Origin of the sequence: Streptomyces tubbatahanensis, assembly GCF_022699385.1 — a bacterium.
Classification (GTDB): Bacteria; Actinomycetota; Actinomycetes; order Streptomycetales; family Streptomycetaceae; genus Streptomyces; species Streptomyces diacarni.
Genome location: NZ_CP093846.1, coordinates 7,464,385 through 7,479,224, shown reverse-complemented (window position 1 = coordinate 7,479,224; position 14,840 = coordinate 7,464,385). Strand labels below are relative to the sequence as shown.

Here is a 14,840-nt window from a genome sequence, read left to right as displayed (position 1 = left end):
GTGGCTCAGTGGTGGAATCCGGTCGCCTTCCGCTCGTCGCGCTCCAGCGGGCCCGGCTGGCGGCGCAGTTCGGGCGTCAGCCGGTCCAAGGAGTCGAGCAGCAGGCCGGCCAGGTCGGCGGTGAAGCCGTTGCGGCAGACGATGCGCAGCACGGAGAGGTCCTGCCGGTGCGGCGGGAAGGTGTAGGCGGGGACGAGCCAGCCGTCCTCGCGGAGGCGCCGTGAGACGTCGAAGACGGTGTAGGCCGAGACGCCCGGCGCGGTGGTGAAGGCCAGTACCGGCAGGTCGTCCCCGCGGGTGAGCAGGCGGAAGTCCTCCAGCCGCGCGATGCCCTCGGCGAGGGTGTGTGCCACATCCCGTGCTGCCTGCTGGACGGCCCGGAAGCCTGCCCGGCCCAGCCGCAGGAAGGTGTAGTACTGGGCGGCCACCTGCGCGCCGGGGCGGGAGAAGTTCAGCGCGTAGGTGGGCATGTCACCGCCGAGGTAGTTCACGCGGAAGACCAGTTCCTCCGGGAGGCTCTCGGCGTCCCGCCACAGCACCCAGCCCACTCCCGGATACACGAGACCGTACTTGTGCCCCGAGGTGTTGATGGAGGCGACGCGCTCCAGGCGGAAGTCCCACACCAGGTCAGGATCGAGGAACGGCGCGACCATCGCGCCCGAGGCACCGTCCACATGGACAGGGACGTCCAGGCCCGTGCGTTCGCGCAGGGCGTCCAGCGCGGCACACAGGTCCGCGATGGGTTCGTAGGAGCCGTCGAAGGTGGATCCGAGGATCCCCACGACGCCGATCGTGTTCTCGTCGCACAGTTCGGCCGCGGCCTGCGGATCCAGGTGGAAGCGCTCCCCCTCCATGGGCACCAGCCGCGGCTCGACCTCCCAGAAGTTGCAGAACTTCTCCCAGCACACCTGGACGTTCACGCCCATGACGAGGTTGGGCCTGGCGCCGGCCGGGGTCCCGCGCCCTTCCGCGCCGCGGCGCGACCAGCGCCGCTTGAGGGCCATTCCGGCGAGCATGCACGCCTCGCTCGACCCGGTCGTGGAGCAGCCCACGGCCTGCTGGGGGTCGACGGCGTGCCACAGGTCGGCGAGCATCGCCACACAGCGGCGCTCCAGCTCCGCCGTCCGGGGGTACTCGTCCTTGTCGATCATGTTCTTGGCACTGCACTCGGCCATCAGCGCGTCGGCCTGCGGCTCCATCCACGTGGTCACGAAGGTGGCCAGGTTCAGCCGGGCGTTGCCGTCGAGCATCAACTCGTCGCGCACGAGGTTGTACGTGGTCTCGGGCGCCATCGCCTCGTCGGGCATACGGTCCACGGGGGGTGTGGCCCGCATGCCGGCGGCGGGGTCTGCCGCGGTGTGGAACGGGTTGACCGACAGCGTCCCGCGCCGGGAGTCCGCGTCCCGGCGCGGCGCACCATGATGGACGGCCACGAGATCCCCTCTCGACCGGTCGGCGGTGACGGAAGGCGACAGGTCGAGCGTATGCGGGGCCGACGTTTCCGGCACGGCGAGCCGGGGGCCCTCGTCGGCCCGGTGCCAGTGAGGGGTGGCGGACGCGACTCGGATCAGTCAGCGCGCGTGCGGCCGCGGGCGCGTCCGGCGTGACGCGACCGGCCGAAGGTCGCGCACCACATCGCTCACCATGCGCAGCGAGGCGGCGTCGAGGACGTTGCCGAACTCGATCACGCGCACACGCCCGGCGAACCGCGCGCTGAGACCGGGCATCTCGCTGGGTACGACCACGAGGTCGATGCCCCGCAGATGCTCGTCGGTGGTGCCGGTCAGCACCTCGATGTTGGTGACGCCCGCCTGCGCGAGCGAGTCGCGGATGCTCGCGGCCTGGTCGTCGGTCGCGTACCACAGGCCCACCGTGCGGCTGCTGGGCACCTTGGCGATCTCGAGCAGGGTGCGGATGTGCGGCGCGACCACGATCGCGATGACGTCCGTCGTCGGACGGCGCAGCAGGCCGCGTGCCTCGGCGAGGTGGAAGAACGTTGTCAGCACCAGGTCGTGGTGCTGTTCGGCGGCCTCGAACTCGCCGAGCACGAGCGGCTCGACGGGGATGCCCAGGTGCTTGGCCAACTCGCCGCTGAAGTAGTCAGCGCGGTCGGCGTTGCACTCGACGAAGGACACCCGGGGCACCGCGTCCGCCGCCTGCCCCGCGAAGCCCGCCACGAGCTCCTGGATGTCGGAGGTCGAGAGCCCGAGCTCGGCGCACTCGCGAGCCGCCGCCTCCAGGACGGCTCGCGCCCGCTCCCGGGCCGCGGAGGCCGAGCGCGCCTGCTGTCCGCCGACGACGACCATGCCGTTACGTCCGCGGGCCTCGACGAGACCCCGCGACCGCAACTCGCCGTAGGCGTGCGCCACGGTGTTGCGGTTGATGCCCAGGTTGTCGGCGAGCAGGCGGGATCCGGGCAGACGCTCGCCGTCGTGCAGCTCCCCCATCTCGATCATGTACGTCAGCTGCGTGACGATCTGGCGGTAGACCGGGACATCGGACTGCCGGCTGACGTGGAGGTTGGCGACCATGGTCCCCCGCTTCGCTGTTATGACCTACGGAGAAGCCTAGTGCACTAGGTCAAAAAAGAGCAGCGCGCAGAGGTGCCACCCGACAGCGTTGGCCTCGGAGACTGAATGGCATAGCGTGCTATGCCACAAGCGTGTCGGCGTTCCGCGTCGTCACGGACCACCGCCCCCCGGGGGGCTGCCGCAGCGATGCAGGAGTTTCCATGAGCACGGACACCTTCTGGAACGACGTCGACCGCCACCTGGTCAGGTACGGCGCCGGCTTCACGCCGCGCGTCATCGAGAGCGCCGGCGGCTCCTACGTCCACGACAGTGACGGAGCGGCCGTCCTGGACTTCACCTCCGGGCAGATGAGCGCCGTCCTGGGGCACTCGCATCCGGACATCGTGCGCGCGGTCACCCACGCGGTCGCCACACTGGACCACCTGTTCAGCGGGATGCTGTCCCGGCCGGTCGTCGACCTGGCGAAGAAGCTCGCCGCGACGTTGCCGGAATCCCTGAGCAAGACGCTGCTGCTGACGACCGGAGCGGAGTCCAACGAGGCGGCCCTCAAGATGGCCAAGCTCTACACGGGCAAGTACGAGGTCGTCTCCTTCGACCGGTCCTGGCACGGCATGACCTCGGGAGCCGCGGCGGCGACCTTCTCCGCCGGGCGCCGCGGATACGGCCCGGCCCTGCCGGGCAACCTGACGCTGCCGACCCCCAACGCCTACCGCTCGCCCTTCCGCCGCCCCGACGGTTCCTACGACTGGGAGACCGAGCTTGAGTACGGCTTCGCTCTGGTCGATCAGCAGTCGAGTGGGGCACTGGCCGCGTGTCTGATCGAGCCGGTCCTCTCGTCCGGCGGCATCATCGACCTGCCGCCCGGCTACCTCGCCCGCCTCAAGGAGCTGTGCGCCGAGCGCGGCATGCTCCTCATCCTCGACGAGGCGCAAACGGGCCTGGGGCGCACGGGTCACATGTACGCCTTCGAGCGCGACGGGGTGGCACCCGACATCCTCACCCTCTCCAAGACGCTCGGCGCAGGTCTGCCGGTCGCCGCCGTGGTGACCAGCGCCGCCATCGAGCAGGTCTGCCAGGAGCGCGGCTTCCTCTTCTTCACCACGCATGTCTCCGATCCCCTGGCGGCGACCGTCGCACTGACCGTCCTGGACGTCATCGAGCGCGACGGCCTCGTCGCACGCTCCGCCGAACTGGGCGCACAGCTCACCGACCGGCTGGTGGGGCTCAGGGACACCTACGAGGTCGTCGGCGACGTCCGGGGACGCGGCCTGCTCCAGGGCCTCGAGCTGGTGAAGGACAAGAAGAGCAGGACGCCCGCCGACGCGCTCGGGCAAGCCGTCACGGCGGCATGCCTCGAACGGGGCCTGCACCTGAACATCGTCCAGCTGCCCGGCATGGGAGGGATCTTCCGGATAGCCCCGCCGCTCACGACGAGCGACGAGGAGCTTCACGCCGGCGTCGACATCCTGGAGGCCTCGCTCAAGGCGGTCCTCGCGGGGAGGTGACGGCCTGGGCGGACAACGGCGTCAGGCGCCGGACGTCCGCCCACCGGCACAGCCCCGCCCTCACCACGGCCGCGCGCTCATCGGGCCGTGTGCGCCTCCGTCACCCGGCGGCCCCAGGCGGAGATCATCGGAGAGGTGGCCAGGTCGAGGCCGCCCGCGGCGATGTTGGCCAGGTGGCGGTCGATCTCCTCGTGCGTGGCCAGCCCCGCGGCCACGAGCCTGTCGCGGACCTGGCGGACGGTGGCCTCCTCCAGCACGGCGCACGCGGGCGAGGTGATCGGAAAGTAGGCGTCGGCCTCCACGTCGGCCAGTCCGGCCTCGCGCAGCGTCCGCGGCAGCTTGCGCCCGTAGGCCAGGTCCGCGCCGCGCTGTCGCAAAAGCGCGCGGAATCCGCGGCGGAGCCCGTTGGCCAACTCCTGCGCGGGCCCGTACTCCTCCGGGCAGATCCGGGGCTGCAGTGCCGGGTCGGCGTCCTCCACGAGCAGCCACCCGCCGGGGCGCAGCGCCTCGACCATCGACCGCAGGGCCCTGTCGCGGTCGGCGACGTGGACCAGCACCAGTCGGGCGTGTACGAGGTCGAAGGGGCCGCCGGGCGGGGGTGCCTCGGCCGCCACGTCGTGACGCAGCACCGTGAACCCCGCGGCCCGGCCCATCCACGAGGTGTCGATGTCGGTGGCCACCACGTGCCCTGTGGAGCCGACGCGCTCGGCCAGCCAGGCCGGCACGGCGGTGCCGCCTGCGCCGGCCTCCCAGCACCTCCAGCCCTCGGTGACGCCGACCGTCTCGAAGTGCCGGAACGTCGACGGGTCGAAGAGCTGGGACAGCGCGGTGAACCGCGCCCCCGCCTCGGCCTGCCGGTTGTCCAGCAGGTACCCCTCGTCACCGGTGCCCTGCGTCTCCCGTGCCATGGCTCGATCATCGCACCCGGTCCCCGCCTGGTCGCGCCAGCCGCCTTCCCTCAGCCTCGGGAACCGAGAAGCCGGGTCTGCTTGCGCTTGAGCTCGTCGAAGCGTGCGCGCACGTAGCGGGTGGCCGCACCGGCCGGATACTCCTGGGGCAGCCGCGTACGGGTACCGGTGACCCATCGGGGCAGTTCGATCTCGTCGATGGCGGAGAAGACGTACAGCTCCATCAGGAGTCCGGGCATCTCGGGCTCGACCAGCAGGTCGGCCTTCGTGGTGAGGATCTGACGCATGGCCCGCTGGTTGGGCAGAATGATCGCCTCGGTCCAGGTCCGCCACTCGGCCAGTTCCTCGTCGGTGGGCGGCTGGTCACCGGGCCGGTCGGGGTGGTGCTGGAAGAGGTTGCGGCCGTCGTCGCGGGGGTGGAGCCGGCTGAACATGCGGTAGGCACCGTGGTTGGCCTCGACCAGGGCCAGCAGGGGTCCGTACAGCTCGGCCAGCTGCCGGTTGAGCCGCTCGAGGCTGCGTTCACGCTGGGAGAGACGCAGGCCGTTGAGGTAGGTCGCGAAGTAGCCGGTCAGAGCAACGCAGAGGGTGATCAGAGCACTTGTCATGAGACCCGGACACTAATACTTCTGCGCGGTGTCGGTGGCATCGTGCCTACCGCCCGGCCGCCGCCCCGCGACGCAGCAGGTCGAAGGCGCGCTCGGTCGCCGTGACCGCCTCGCGGTGACGGTCGTCGGCGGTCGAACCTTCCATGAGGCAGGCGTGGTTCATGAAAGTCAGTTCCTGCTGCACCGCGAGTACCTGAGCCGCCGTGAGGCGCGCGGTCAGCGGGTCGGCTCCCGCCTCCCGCAGCGCCTCGGCCAGCGCGTCGATACCGCGCGAGGCATACCGGGTCAGGCGCGCCGCCAGGCTCTCGGTGTCGAGGATCATCTGGAAGAAGGCCCTGGTCTCCGGGGTGTCGTTCAGTCCGGTGTTCGGGTCCCGCTGCTCCAGCGCCGCCAGCAGGGCATCGCGGAGGGCCTCCAACGGGTCCTGACCTGGCGGGCGGGCGCGCACGATGCGGGCGGCCTCGCTCTCGTGGTCGGCGAACCGCTGCAGCACCAGGTCTTCCTTCGTGGGGAAGTAGGTGAACAGGGTCCGCCGGGAGACCTCCGCCGTGGCGGCGACCTCCGTGACCGAGACCTGGTCGAACCCTTTCGCCAGGAACAGGCGGATCGCCGTCTCGGCGATCGTCTCCCGCGTCCGTTCCTTCTTGAGCTCTCGCAGACCCATCCGTTCGTTCATGCACTCAGTCTACCGTGGACGGGGTAGACTGAGTGCACATTTACACTCGATGCGGAAAAGAGGGGTGGCATGCGTACCCAGGTGATCGTGGTGGGCGCCGGGCCGACCGGGCTGATGCTCGCCTACGAACTGGCCCTGGCCGGAATCTCCGTCGTGGTCCTCGAGAAGCAGCGTGAGCGCGGCACACAGTCCCGCGCCGGCGGCCTCCAGCCGCGCACGGCCGAGGTGCTCGACCTGCGCGGGCTCCTGGATCCGCTGCTCGACGGCGCCCAGCCCCACGACCCGGTCGGCGGCCACTTCGCCATGCTCCCCGTCGAGTTGGACTGCCGGCCCTGGAACACCCGCCACCCCTACCCGGTCAGGCTCCCCCAGGCGCGGCTGGAGGCCCGCCTCGAACAGCTGCTCACCAGCCGAGGCGTTCCGGTGCTGCGCGGGCACGCGGTCTCGGATGTCGAGCAGGACGAGCACGGGGTGCGGGCAGGGAACATCCACGGCAGCTACCTGGTCGCCTGCGACGGCGCCCACAGCACGGTCCGCTCCCTGCTGGGCGTGGACTTCCCCGGAAGGGCGGGCCGGATGTCCGCGGTGGCCGCCGACCTCACCCTCGCGTCCGCGTCGGAGGCCGTCCCGACCACACGCGGACACTTCAGCCGCTACCCCCGTACCGCGGGCGGCTTCTTCTCGATCCTGCACCCCCTGGACGGCGGCCTGTACCGCATGCTCTTCGGCAAGCTGTCCGGCGACGGGCCCGGACGCGAGGCGCCGGTCACCGCCGGCGAGGTCGGCGAGGCGCTCCGGGCCGTGTACGGACCGAAGACGGAACTGGCCGAACTGCGGGCGGCCTCGCGGTTCAGCGACGCCGCACGGCAGGTCGAGCGCTACCGCGAGAACCGGGTCCTCTTCGCGGGCGACGCCGCACACATCCATATGCCGATCGGCGGTCAGGGGGTGAACCTGGGCGTGCAGGACGCCGTCAACCTCGGCTGGAAGCTCGCCGCCACGGTGCACGGCTGGGCCCCCGCGGGTCTGCTGGACAGCTACCACGACGAACGGCATCCCGTGGCCGCGCGCGTACTGCGGCACACCCGGGCGCAGGAGGTGCTCATGAACCCCGCACTCGACGAGGACGCCGGTGCGGTCCGGGACCTGATGACGGAGCTGCTGCGCCTGCCCGGCACCAACGCTCACGTCTCCGGCATGATGTCGGGACTCGACCTGCGCTACCCCGGTCTCGGCCCCCGCCTCATCGACTACCACCTCACCACCGTGGACGGCCCCGCCCGCGCCAGCGACCTGATGCACACGGGCCAGGGACTGCTCCTCTCCCTGGACGGCGAGGAGAGGCGGCCGGGAAGCCACTGCGACCGGGTCCGGCACGTCACCGCGAAGACCGACGAGGACACGCAGGGCACCGACGCACTGCTCGTCCGGCCCGACGGCTATGTCGCCTGGTCCAGCACGGACGCGGAACCCCTCGAAAGCGCCCTCGCCCGTTGGTTCGGCTGACTCGCTCGCGCTGAGCAGCGGCCGGCGGGCCGGCAACCGTCGCCGACAGCGGGACGCCCGCCGACCGCGAAGTGGCCGAGTCCGGCGACCTGGCCGTGGCGGTCGCACCACCGGCTAGCGTGGCTCACACACCTCGCGGTAGGCGAGCTGGGGCAGGCGTTCCTTCCACTCGGCGCGGGTGAGGACACCACCGGTGCGGTCACACACCCGCTCCGCCGCACGGCCCGGTTCGAGGGTCCAAACCCGGGCCGTCAGGTCGTAGCCGACAGAGGCGAGCGTGTCGCCGTCGGGGCTGAAGGCGACGGAGGTGACGGTGTCGAGGTGCCCGGTCAGCGGCTGCCCGAGGGGCTCGGCGTGCGCCGGGTCCGCCACGTCCCACAGGCGGACGGTGGTGTCGCCGCCTCCGGTGGCCAGCGTCTTCCCGTCCGGGGAGAAGGCCACGGTCCTGACCGGCCCGCGGTGCCCGGCCAACTCCTCGCCCAGTGGCCGCGCACGGCTGGGGCGGCGCACGTCCCACAGCCGCACCGTACGGTCGTCGCTGGCGGTGGCCAGCGTCTTCCCGTCCGGCGAGAAGGCCACGGCGTTGACGGTGTGGTCGTACCCCACAAGGGCGCGGCCCGCGGGACGGGCGCGCGCTTGGTCGCCCACGTGCCACAGCCGCACCGTGTGGTCCTCGCTGCCGGTCGCCAGGGTGCTGCCGTCCCGGGCGAAGGCCACGGAGGTGACGGCGTCCTGGTGGCCACGCAGCGGTTTCCCGAGCGGCCTTGCGTGCTGCGGCCGCCGGACGTTCCACAGGCGCACCGTCTCGTCTCCCCCGCCGGTGGCCAGCGTACGGCCGTCCGGGGCGAACGCGACGGCGAGAGTGCCTTCGTCGTGTGCGTCCAGCGGTGAGCCGAGCGGGGCGGGACGGCGTGGCTCGGAGACGTCCCACAGCCGCACGGTGCCGTCCTTCGAGCCGCTGGCCACCGTACGGCCGTCCGGCGAGAAGGCGACTGCCAGCACCTCGTCCTCGTGGCCGACGAGCATGCGCGGCAGCCGGCGCGGACGCGCCGGGTCGCGTACGTCCCACAGGCGGATCAGTGCGTCGTCGGTGCTGGCGGCGGCGAGCAGGCGGCCGTCGGGGCTGTAGGCGACGGAGGTCACGGGGTTGGTGAAGTCGGTGAGGACGGTCGGCGGCCGGTGCCAGAGGCGGACGCTGTGGTCCGCTCCGGTGCTGGCGAGGGTCTGGCCGTCCGGGCTGAAGGCCACCTCCCACACGGCTTCCGTGTGACCGGTCAGCGGCTCGCCGAGCTGTTTCGGGTACGCGGGGTTGGCCACGTTCCACAGGAGCGGTGAGTCGTCCCTGCCCGCGGTCGCCAGGGTCCGGCCGTCGGGGCTGAAAGCCACCGACATCACAGCCTCGTCGTGTCCGGTGAGCGGCTCGCCCAGCGGCTCGAGATGCTCGGGCTCTGACGCGTCCCACAGCCGCACGGTCTCGTCGAAGCCGGCCGTGGCGAGGGTGTCGCCGTCCGGCGAGAACGCCAGTGTCCAGACGGGCTCGGTGTGTTCGCGCAGCGGCTTGCCGAGCGGCGCGACGCCCTCGTCCTCGCGGAACCGCCACATGCGCACCGTACCGTCGTATCCGGCCGAGGCCAGGGTGTCGCCGTCCGGCGAGAACGCGACCGCGCGGACGCTGTCCTTCTTCGACCCGTCGGCTTCGGCGGGCTCGCCGAGCGGTTCCGGGTGGGCCGGATCGCTCAGGTCCCACACCCGTACGGTCCCGTCGTCGCCTGCGGTGGCCAGCGATCGGCCGTCGGGGGAGAACGCCACGGAGACGATGTTCTGCTCGTGGTGGCTCACGACGGGGCGGCCGACGGCGCGGGGCCGCTTCCGGTCGCTGACGTCCCACACCTGGAGAGCGCCGCCTCCGCCGGTGGCGACCAGCAGGTCGCCCGCCTCCGTGTCCGGCGGGCTGAAGGCGACCGCGCCGACCTCTCCCGTGCTCAGCCTCAGCGGTTCGCTCAGCTGTCCGTGTCTCTCCCCTTGGCCGTCCGCCGGCCCGGGCCGCGCGGTGGTGTCCCACAGCCGGACCGTGCCGTCGTGGCTGCCGCTTGCGAGGGTGCGGCCGTCGGGCGCGTAGGCGACGGAGCTGCCCAGACCGCTGTGTCCTGACAGCCGGGTGGCCAGCACGCGGCCCGCGTCGGAGGCCAGCCGGGTCCGCAGGTCCGGTGTGGAGCGCATCCGGTGCGCGGCGACGTCGAGCCTGGCGGCCAGCCCCGCGTGGGTGCCGCGGACGCTGTCGGCCTCGGCGGTGAGGCGGCCGAACACGGCGTCGTCCCGTTCGGCCTGTGCCGTGGCGCGGGCCTGGAGGGCGAGGACGGCGGTGCCGGAGGCGAGCAGTACCAGTGCGGCGAGTACGGCCACCACCGTGCGGCGCAGTCGCAGGGCGCGGTACCGACGCCGGAGCGAGGCGTTGAGGAACTGGCGTTCGGGCGTGGTGAGTTCGTCGATCGCGTGGTCCGTGCGGTCTTCGTCCTCTGCGCGAGCCCCGCGGTCCGCGCGGGCCCCGTCGTCCGGGCGGGCCTTGTGACGTGTGCGGGCCTCGTCGCCGGGGCGTAGCGTGTGGCCTGTGCGGGCCTCGCCGTCGGGGCGGGCTGCTTCGCCTGTCGGGGTCTCGTGGTCGGGGCGGGCTTTCCGGGCCTTGCGGATGCTGGGCGCGATGCCGCGCGCTCGCGCGGGACCCTGCGGGAAGGCATCGCGGGCGGCGCTCAGGCGGGATCCCGCCCACAGCGCGGCGTTCTCCCGGCCGAGTATCTGCCACGTGCGGGCCGCGTCGGAGAGCGAGCGGTGGATACGCAACCGGTCGCGTTCGGCGTCGATCCACGCGCGCAGCCGGGGCCAGGCGGTGATGAGGGCTTCGTGAGCCAGGTCCAGCGTGCCGTCGTCGAAGGTGACGAGGCGGGCGCGAACCAGCCGTTCCAATACCACCCGGGTGTCTGCGGGGTCGCCGAAGTCGAGTTCGGCGTGCTCGGTGGGGCGACGCGTGTCCGGCGTGCCTCCGCCGAGCTCCCGGCTCCTCCCCCATTCACGAGCGTCCTGCGGCCGCGGGCCGTCCGCAGACCCGGGGCCGTCCGACGGGCCGGGGCCGCCCGCCAGCAGCGGGGACTCACGGCCGGGGGTGACAAGGCGGAGGAGGATACGGCGGGCCAGCTCGGCCTGGTCGGCGCTGAGTTCGCCGTACACCTGCTCGGCCGTGCGGACGACGGCGCCGTGCAGCCCTCCCGCCGCCTCGTACGCGGTCTCGGTCAGGGCGCGGCCGTTGCGGTGGCGCCAGGTTTCCAGCAGGGCGTGCGACATCATGGGCAGCCCGCCCGGCGCGTCCTCGACCTCCTCCAGGAGACGGTCGGTCAAGGAGCGCTCGACGATCAGCCCATAGGCGGCGGCCGGGCGGACGATGGCCTCCCGCAGCTCGGCGCGGCTCATCGGCCCGGCGAGCAGCGTGGCGTCCTGCAACGCGGCGGTCAGCCCGGGGTGTTCGGCGCACCTGCCGAGGAAGTCGGCTCGCACGGCGACGACGACGCGGAGACGGCTGTCGGCCTCGGTCGCGGTGACCAGGCGGTCGATGAACGTGTCCCGTTCGGCCGGCTCGGCGCCGAGGGTGTACAGCTCCTCGAACTGGTCGACGATCAGCCAGGTGTCGGCGTCGGTGCCGGGAACGGGCACGAGTCGCTCGGCGTGCGTGCGCAGCGGGTCAGCGCCGGGTGTGAGGATCCGTACGGCCGCGGGGGTGGCGTCGCGGTCCCCGGAGCCCTCGCCGTCACGCGGAGTGCGCAGCCTGGGGATCAGACCGGCGCGCAGCAGTGAGGACTTGCCGCTGCCGGAGGGGCCGAAGACGGCGGTGAACCGGTGCTTGCCGGTCAGCTCGATCAGCCGCTCCACCAGCCGGTCGCGGCCGAAGAAGAGTGCGGCGTCACCCGGTTCGAAGCGGGTGAGCCCCCGATAGGGCGGGCGTGAGCTCTCGTCGTCTTCGTTCTCGGCGGCCGCCTCGGCCGACGCCTCGCGCCAACGCCGCTCCCACTCGATGACGTCGCCGCCGCACGCCTTGACGTAGGCGAGCATCACCGCACGGGTGGGCAGCTGCTTCCCGGCCGCCGCCTGCGACAGCGCGGTCACCCCGTACCGCGCGCGCTGAGCCATCACCCGGTACGTGGGCTTCCCCGCGGACGCGCGCAACGCGCGCAACTCGGCGGCGAACCGGGGCACGGGCCCCGCCTCGGGGTCCAACTCGCCCTCGCTGCGCCCGGGCCCCGGTCCTGTCGGCCCCGGTGCTGTTTCTGACGACACGCCCCCGCCCCACCCCCGTCACTGAAACCGCCACCGAGCCCTCACCCAGTGCGGCCGCTCGGGCGCCCACGGTAGGCAGTCGCCGTGACCGCCGCAACCGAACGTGCGAGGTATCGACAGGCGTGGCACGGGCATTCACCCGATCTCCACCATTTCCCGCCCCGTTCCTTCCGACCCGTCCTTCGAGTTGTTCAGCGCCGGTGCGGGGACTGCTGAACAACCGCGCGCGACGGTCGAATGTCGCAGGGGACGTGGCCGGACCGGGCCACGGCGGGGTCCGAGCCCTGTGAAGGGGGGAGGGCTCGGACCCGCCCCGTGTCCGCACGACCGGGGACGGACCTGTCCACGCGGTCCGCCACGAACCTCCCCCGTGGGGAGGAGGCGCACCCGTTCCTACAGTTTCGTCAGGGCATCCCCTTTGTGCATCGCGACGTGATCCGTCTTGTCGCTCCTGATCTCGTACTGCGGGTCGTCCTCGGTGCACCGGCGCATGTGGCCCTTGTACTCCACATCCTTCGTGTGCTTCTTGACGATGACGCCTTCGACGTGTCCGGCCTCGGAGTTCCACCTGACGTGGTCTCCGACGGAGAAGTCCTTTCCCACCCGGGATCCCCTCTCGTCGCTACGCGCTGTTCCGGGTCCCTACGCGCTGGTCTCGTGGACACGCGCTGCGGACACGCCTCCGGGTTCCCCCTGGCGCGGCGACCACGCCGGTGGTCTGGTGGGTGCCGTCACTCCGGGTCGGCCGTGCAGACACCGTGCTCCCACGCCCAGGCGGCGATCTCCACCCTGTTCCGCGCGGCGAGCTTGCGCTGGACGTTGCCCAGGTGCGTCTTCACCGTCGACAGCGACACGTACAGCTCGGCGGCGAGTTCCTCGTTGGTGCGTCCCCGCGCCACCAGCCGTGTCACCTCCAGCTCCCGCTGGGTGAGCGGCTCGTGCGGGGCGGCGGGCCCGCCGAGCGACGGGCGGGGGCGACCGTGTACACGGTCCGTGTCGTGGGGTGTGCCGAGCGTGCTGTGCGCCGCGGGGGCGGTGTCGCCACCCGCGGTCATCCGGGCGAGTAGCCGGACCGTCACGGACGGGGAGATCATCGCGTTGCCGGCCGCCGCGGCCCGTACGGCCTCGGTCAGCAGCCCCGGTGCGCCGTCCTTGAGCAGGAAACCGCACGCGCCGTTGCGCAGCGCGCGGTAGACGTACTCGTCAAGGTCGAAGGTGGTCGCGATCAGCACCCTCAGCGGGTCCTCGACGCCCGGGCCCGCCAGCAGCCGCGTGGCGTCCAGCCCGTCCAGGCCGGGCATCCGGATGTCGAGCAGGCACACATCAGGGCGCAGGCCGCGGGCCTGTTCGACGGCGGACGCGCCGTCCGCCGCCTCCGCGACGACCTCCAGGTCAGGCTGGGAGTCGAGGATCATGCGGAACGCGGCGCGGACCATCTCCTGGTCGTCGGCGATGAGTACCCGGATCGTCATGCCGCCATGATCCCAGGCACACCACTCCGGCTCAGTGGCTCGGGGCGGTGTCCTTGGCCGGCAGCACGGCAAGGACGCGCCATCCGCCGCCCGGCCGCGACCCTGTGGTGAGGGTTCCGCCGGTCGCCTCGACGCGCTCGGTCAGTCCGACGAGGCCGAACCCCCCGCCGTCCGTGGAGCCCGGTGCCGCCGCGTCCGGGGAGCCGTCGTCGGTCACCTCCACCTCCAGGGTCTCGTCAGGCCGCAGCACCACGCGCACCTTGACGCGCGTGGCCGCGGGCGCGTGGCGGCGCACGTTCGTCAGTGACTCCTGCACCACCCGCTGCACGGTGGTTCCCGTCTCCGGCGGCAGCGGCCGCTGGGTCAGCCGCGGGTCCAGGCTCAGTTCGGCCCGCGCCCCCGTCCCGCCGAACTCATCCACCAGGTCACGCAACACCTGCGGGTCGCCAGGTGGGCGGGTCGGCGCGGGCACGGAAGTGTCGCGCAGCGAGGAGACCATCGCCCGCATCGACCCCAGCGCCTGCGATCCCGCTTCCTCGATCTGCCCGAGCATCCGGTCCAGGTCCTCGGCCGACGGTGCCTGTCCCGCCCCGGCGGCGAAGCGCGCCGCGCGGGTGCGCGCGACGATGGCAGTGACGTGGTGGGCGACGAAATCGTGCAGGTCACGCGCGTAGCCCAGCCGCTGCTCGCGCAGGAAGGCCTCCCGCTCCCGTGCGCGCAGCGCGTCCCACAGACGCAGGCAGAGACCGAGCACGGCGGCGAACGGCACACCGACGCAGGCGATCAGCGTCATGACCAGCAGCGTCAGGCTGTCCCAGCTCTCGATGCGCAGCGGGAGCGCCACAGCCGCGACGGCGCACGCGGACCCCAGCAGCAACGCCTGCCGGGGCGGGCACTGCCGCACGGCCCGGACGAGCACCAACAGCAGTGCTCCGGCCTCCACCATGCCGGGCGTGTTCTGCGGACGGTGCGTCGTCGACGCCCCCACCGCTGTCACCAGCGCGGAGCCTGCCACGGCCCAGGCCACCAGGCGCGGGAAGCGGCGCCGCGGCACGGCGGGCGCGCTCAGACACAGCAGGCCGGAGGCCATGGTCAGCGCGGCCACCGGCCACAGCGGTGCGTTGAGCCCCTCCAGGACGACGAGCACACCGAGCGCCGCACCTGTCAGGCCCAGCAGTGCGTACCGCGGGCGGGGTCGGACGGTAAGAGCGGAGATCATGCCAGGTCACGCTACGGCAGCACGGTTTCGTACGCCTCGGTCATTCGGTCGAGACGCCTCGTCGAGGATTCGGCAGTTCGGTCGATCCGCCG

11 protein-coding genes are annotated in these 14,840 nt (G+C 72.3%); 2 read left to right on the top strand and 9 right to left on the bottom strand.

The window, feature by feature from the left end; translation table 11 throughout:
- Positions 1–5: 5 nt before the first annotated feature.
- Together gad and MMF93_RS32065 are read right to left on the bottom strand one after the other, a co-directional pair.
- Positions 6–1,433, bottom strand: coding sequence for a glutamate decarboxylase (gad, locus tag MMF93_RS32070; RefSeq protein ID WP_242756709.1), 1,428 nt, complete (start codon positions 1,431–1,433; stop codon positions 6–8).
- 138 nt (positions 1,434–1,571) lie between these two features.
- Positions 1,572–2,531: a GntR family transcriptional regulator gene (locus MMF93_RS32065; RefSeq protein ID WP_242756707.1), complete on the bottom strand. Its 960-nt coding sequence runs from the start codon at positions 2,529–2,531 to the stop codon at positions 1,572–1,574.
- A gap of 200 nt (positions 2,532–2,731) precedes the next feature.
- On the opposite strand from MMF93_RS32065, the gene MMF93_RS32060 reads away from it, so the two are divergent.
- Positions 2,732–4,036, top strand: a complete 1,305-nt coding sequence (locus tag MMF93_RS32060) for an aspartate aminotransferase family protein (protein ID WP_242756705.1) — start codon at positions 2,732–2,734, stop codon at positions 4,034–4,036.
- A gap of 77 nt (positions 4,037–4,113) precedes the next feature.
- On the opposite strand, the gene MMF93_RS32055 is transcribed toward MMF93_RS32060, so the two are convergent.
- The 3 genes from MMF93_RS32055 to MMF93_RS32045 are packed head-to-tail and all read right to left on the bottom strand — an operon-like array spanning position 4,114 to position 6,228.
- On the bottom strand, positions 4,114–4,944 hold the full coding sequence (locus MMF93_RS32055) for a methyltransferase domain-containing protein (RefSeq protein WP_242756703.1): 831 nt from the start codon (positions 4,942–4,944) through the stop codon (positions 4,114–4,116).
- A gap of 50 nt (positions 4,945–4,994) precedes the next feature.
- Positions 4,995–5,552 carry a hypothetical protein gene (locus tag MMF93_RS32050; protein WP_242756701.1) on the bottom strand — a complete coding sequence of 186 codons (558 nt, stop codon included), beginning with the start codon at positions 5,550–5,552 and terminating at the stop codon, positions 4,995–4,997.
- Between the two features lie 46 nt (positions 5,553–5,598).
- On the bottom strand, positions 5,599–6,228 hold the full coding sequence (locus tag MMF93_RS32045) for a TetR/AcrR family transcriptional regulator (protein WP_242756699.1): 630 nt from the start codon (positions 6,226–6,228) through the stop codon (positions 5,599–5,601).
- A gap of 69 nt (positions 6,229–6,297) precedes the next feature.
- Here MMF93_RS32045 and MMF93_RS32040 point away from each other — a divergent pair, with 69 nt between their 5' ends.
- Positions 6,298–7,734, top strand: coding sequence for an FAD-dependent oxidoreductase (locus MMF93_RS32040; RefSeq protein ID WP_242756697.1), 1,437 nt, complete (start codon positions 6,298–6,300; stop codon positions 7,732–7,734).
- Positions 7,735–7,848: 114 nt separating this feature from the next.
- On the opposite strand, the gene MMF93_RS32035 is transcribed toward MMF93_RS32040, so the two are convergent.
- From MMF93_RS32035 to MMF93_RS32020, 4 genes are all read right to left on the bottom strand, one after another.
- Positions 7,849–12,057, bottom strand: coding sequence for an nSTAND1 domain-containing NTPase (locus tag MMF93_RS32035; RefSeq protein WP_341483319.1), 4,209 nt, complete (start codon positions 12,055–12,057; stop codon positions 7,849–7,851).
- A 393-nt stretch (positions 12,058–12,450) separates the two neighbouring features.
- Positions 12,451–12,660 carry a hypervirulence associated TUDOR domain-containing protein gene (locus tag MMF93_RS32030; protein WP_242756695.1) on the bottom strand — a complete coding sequence of 70 codons (210 nt, stop codon included), beginning with the start codon at positions 12,658–12,660 and terminating at the stop codon, positions 12,451–12,453.
- Positions 12,661–12,788: 128 nt separating this feature from the next.
- Entirely contained in the window at positions 12,789–13,529 is a 741-nt protein-coding gene (locus tag MMF93_RS32025; protein ID WP_242756693.1) for a response regulator transcription factor, read from the bottom strand.
- Positions 13,530–13,560: 31 nt separating this feature from the next.
- Positions 13,561–14,748, bottom strand: coding sequence for a sensor histidine kinase (locus tag MMF93_RS32020; protein WP_242756691.1), 1,188 nt, complete (start codon positions 14,746–14,748; stop codon positions 13,561–13,563).
- Between the last annotated feature and the right edge of the window lie 92 nt (positions 14,749–14,840).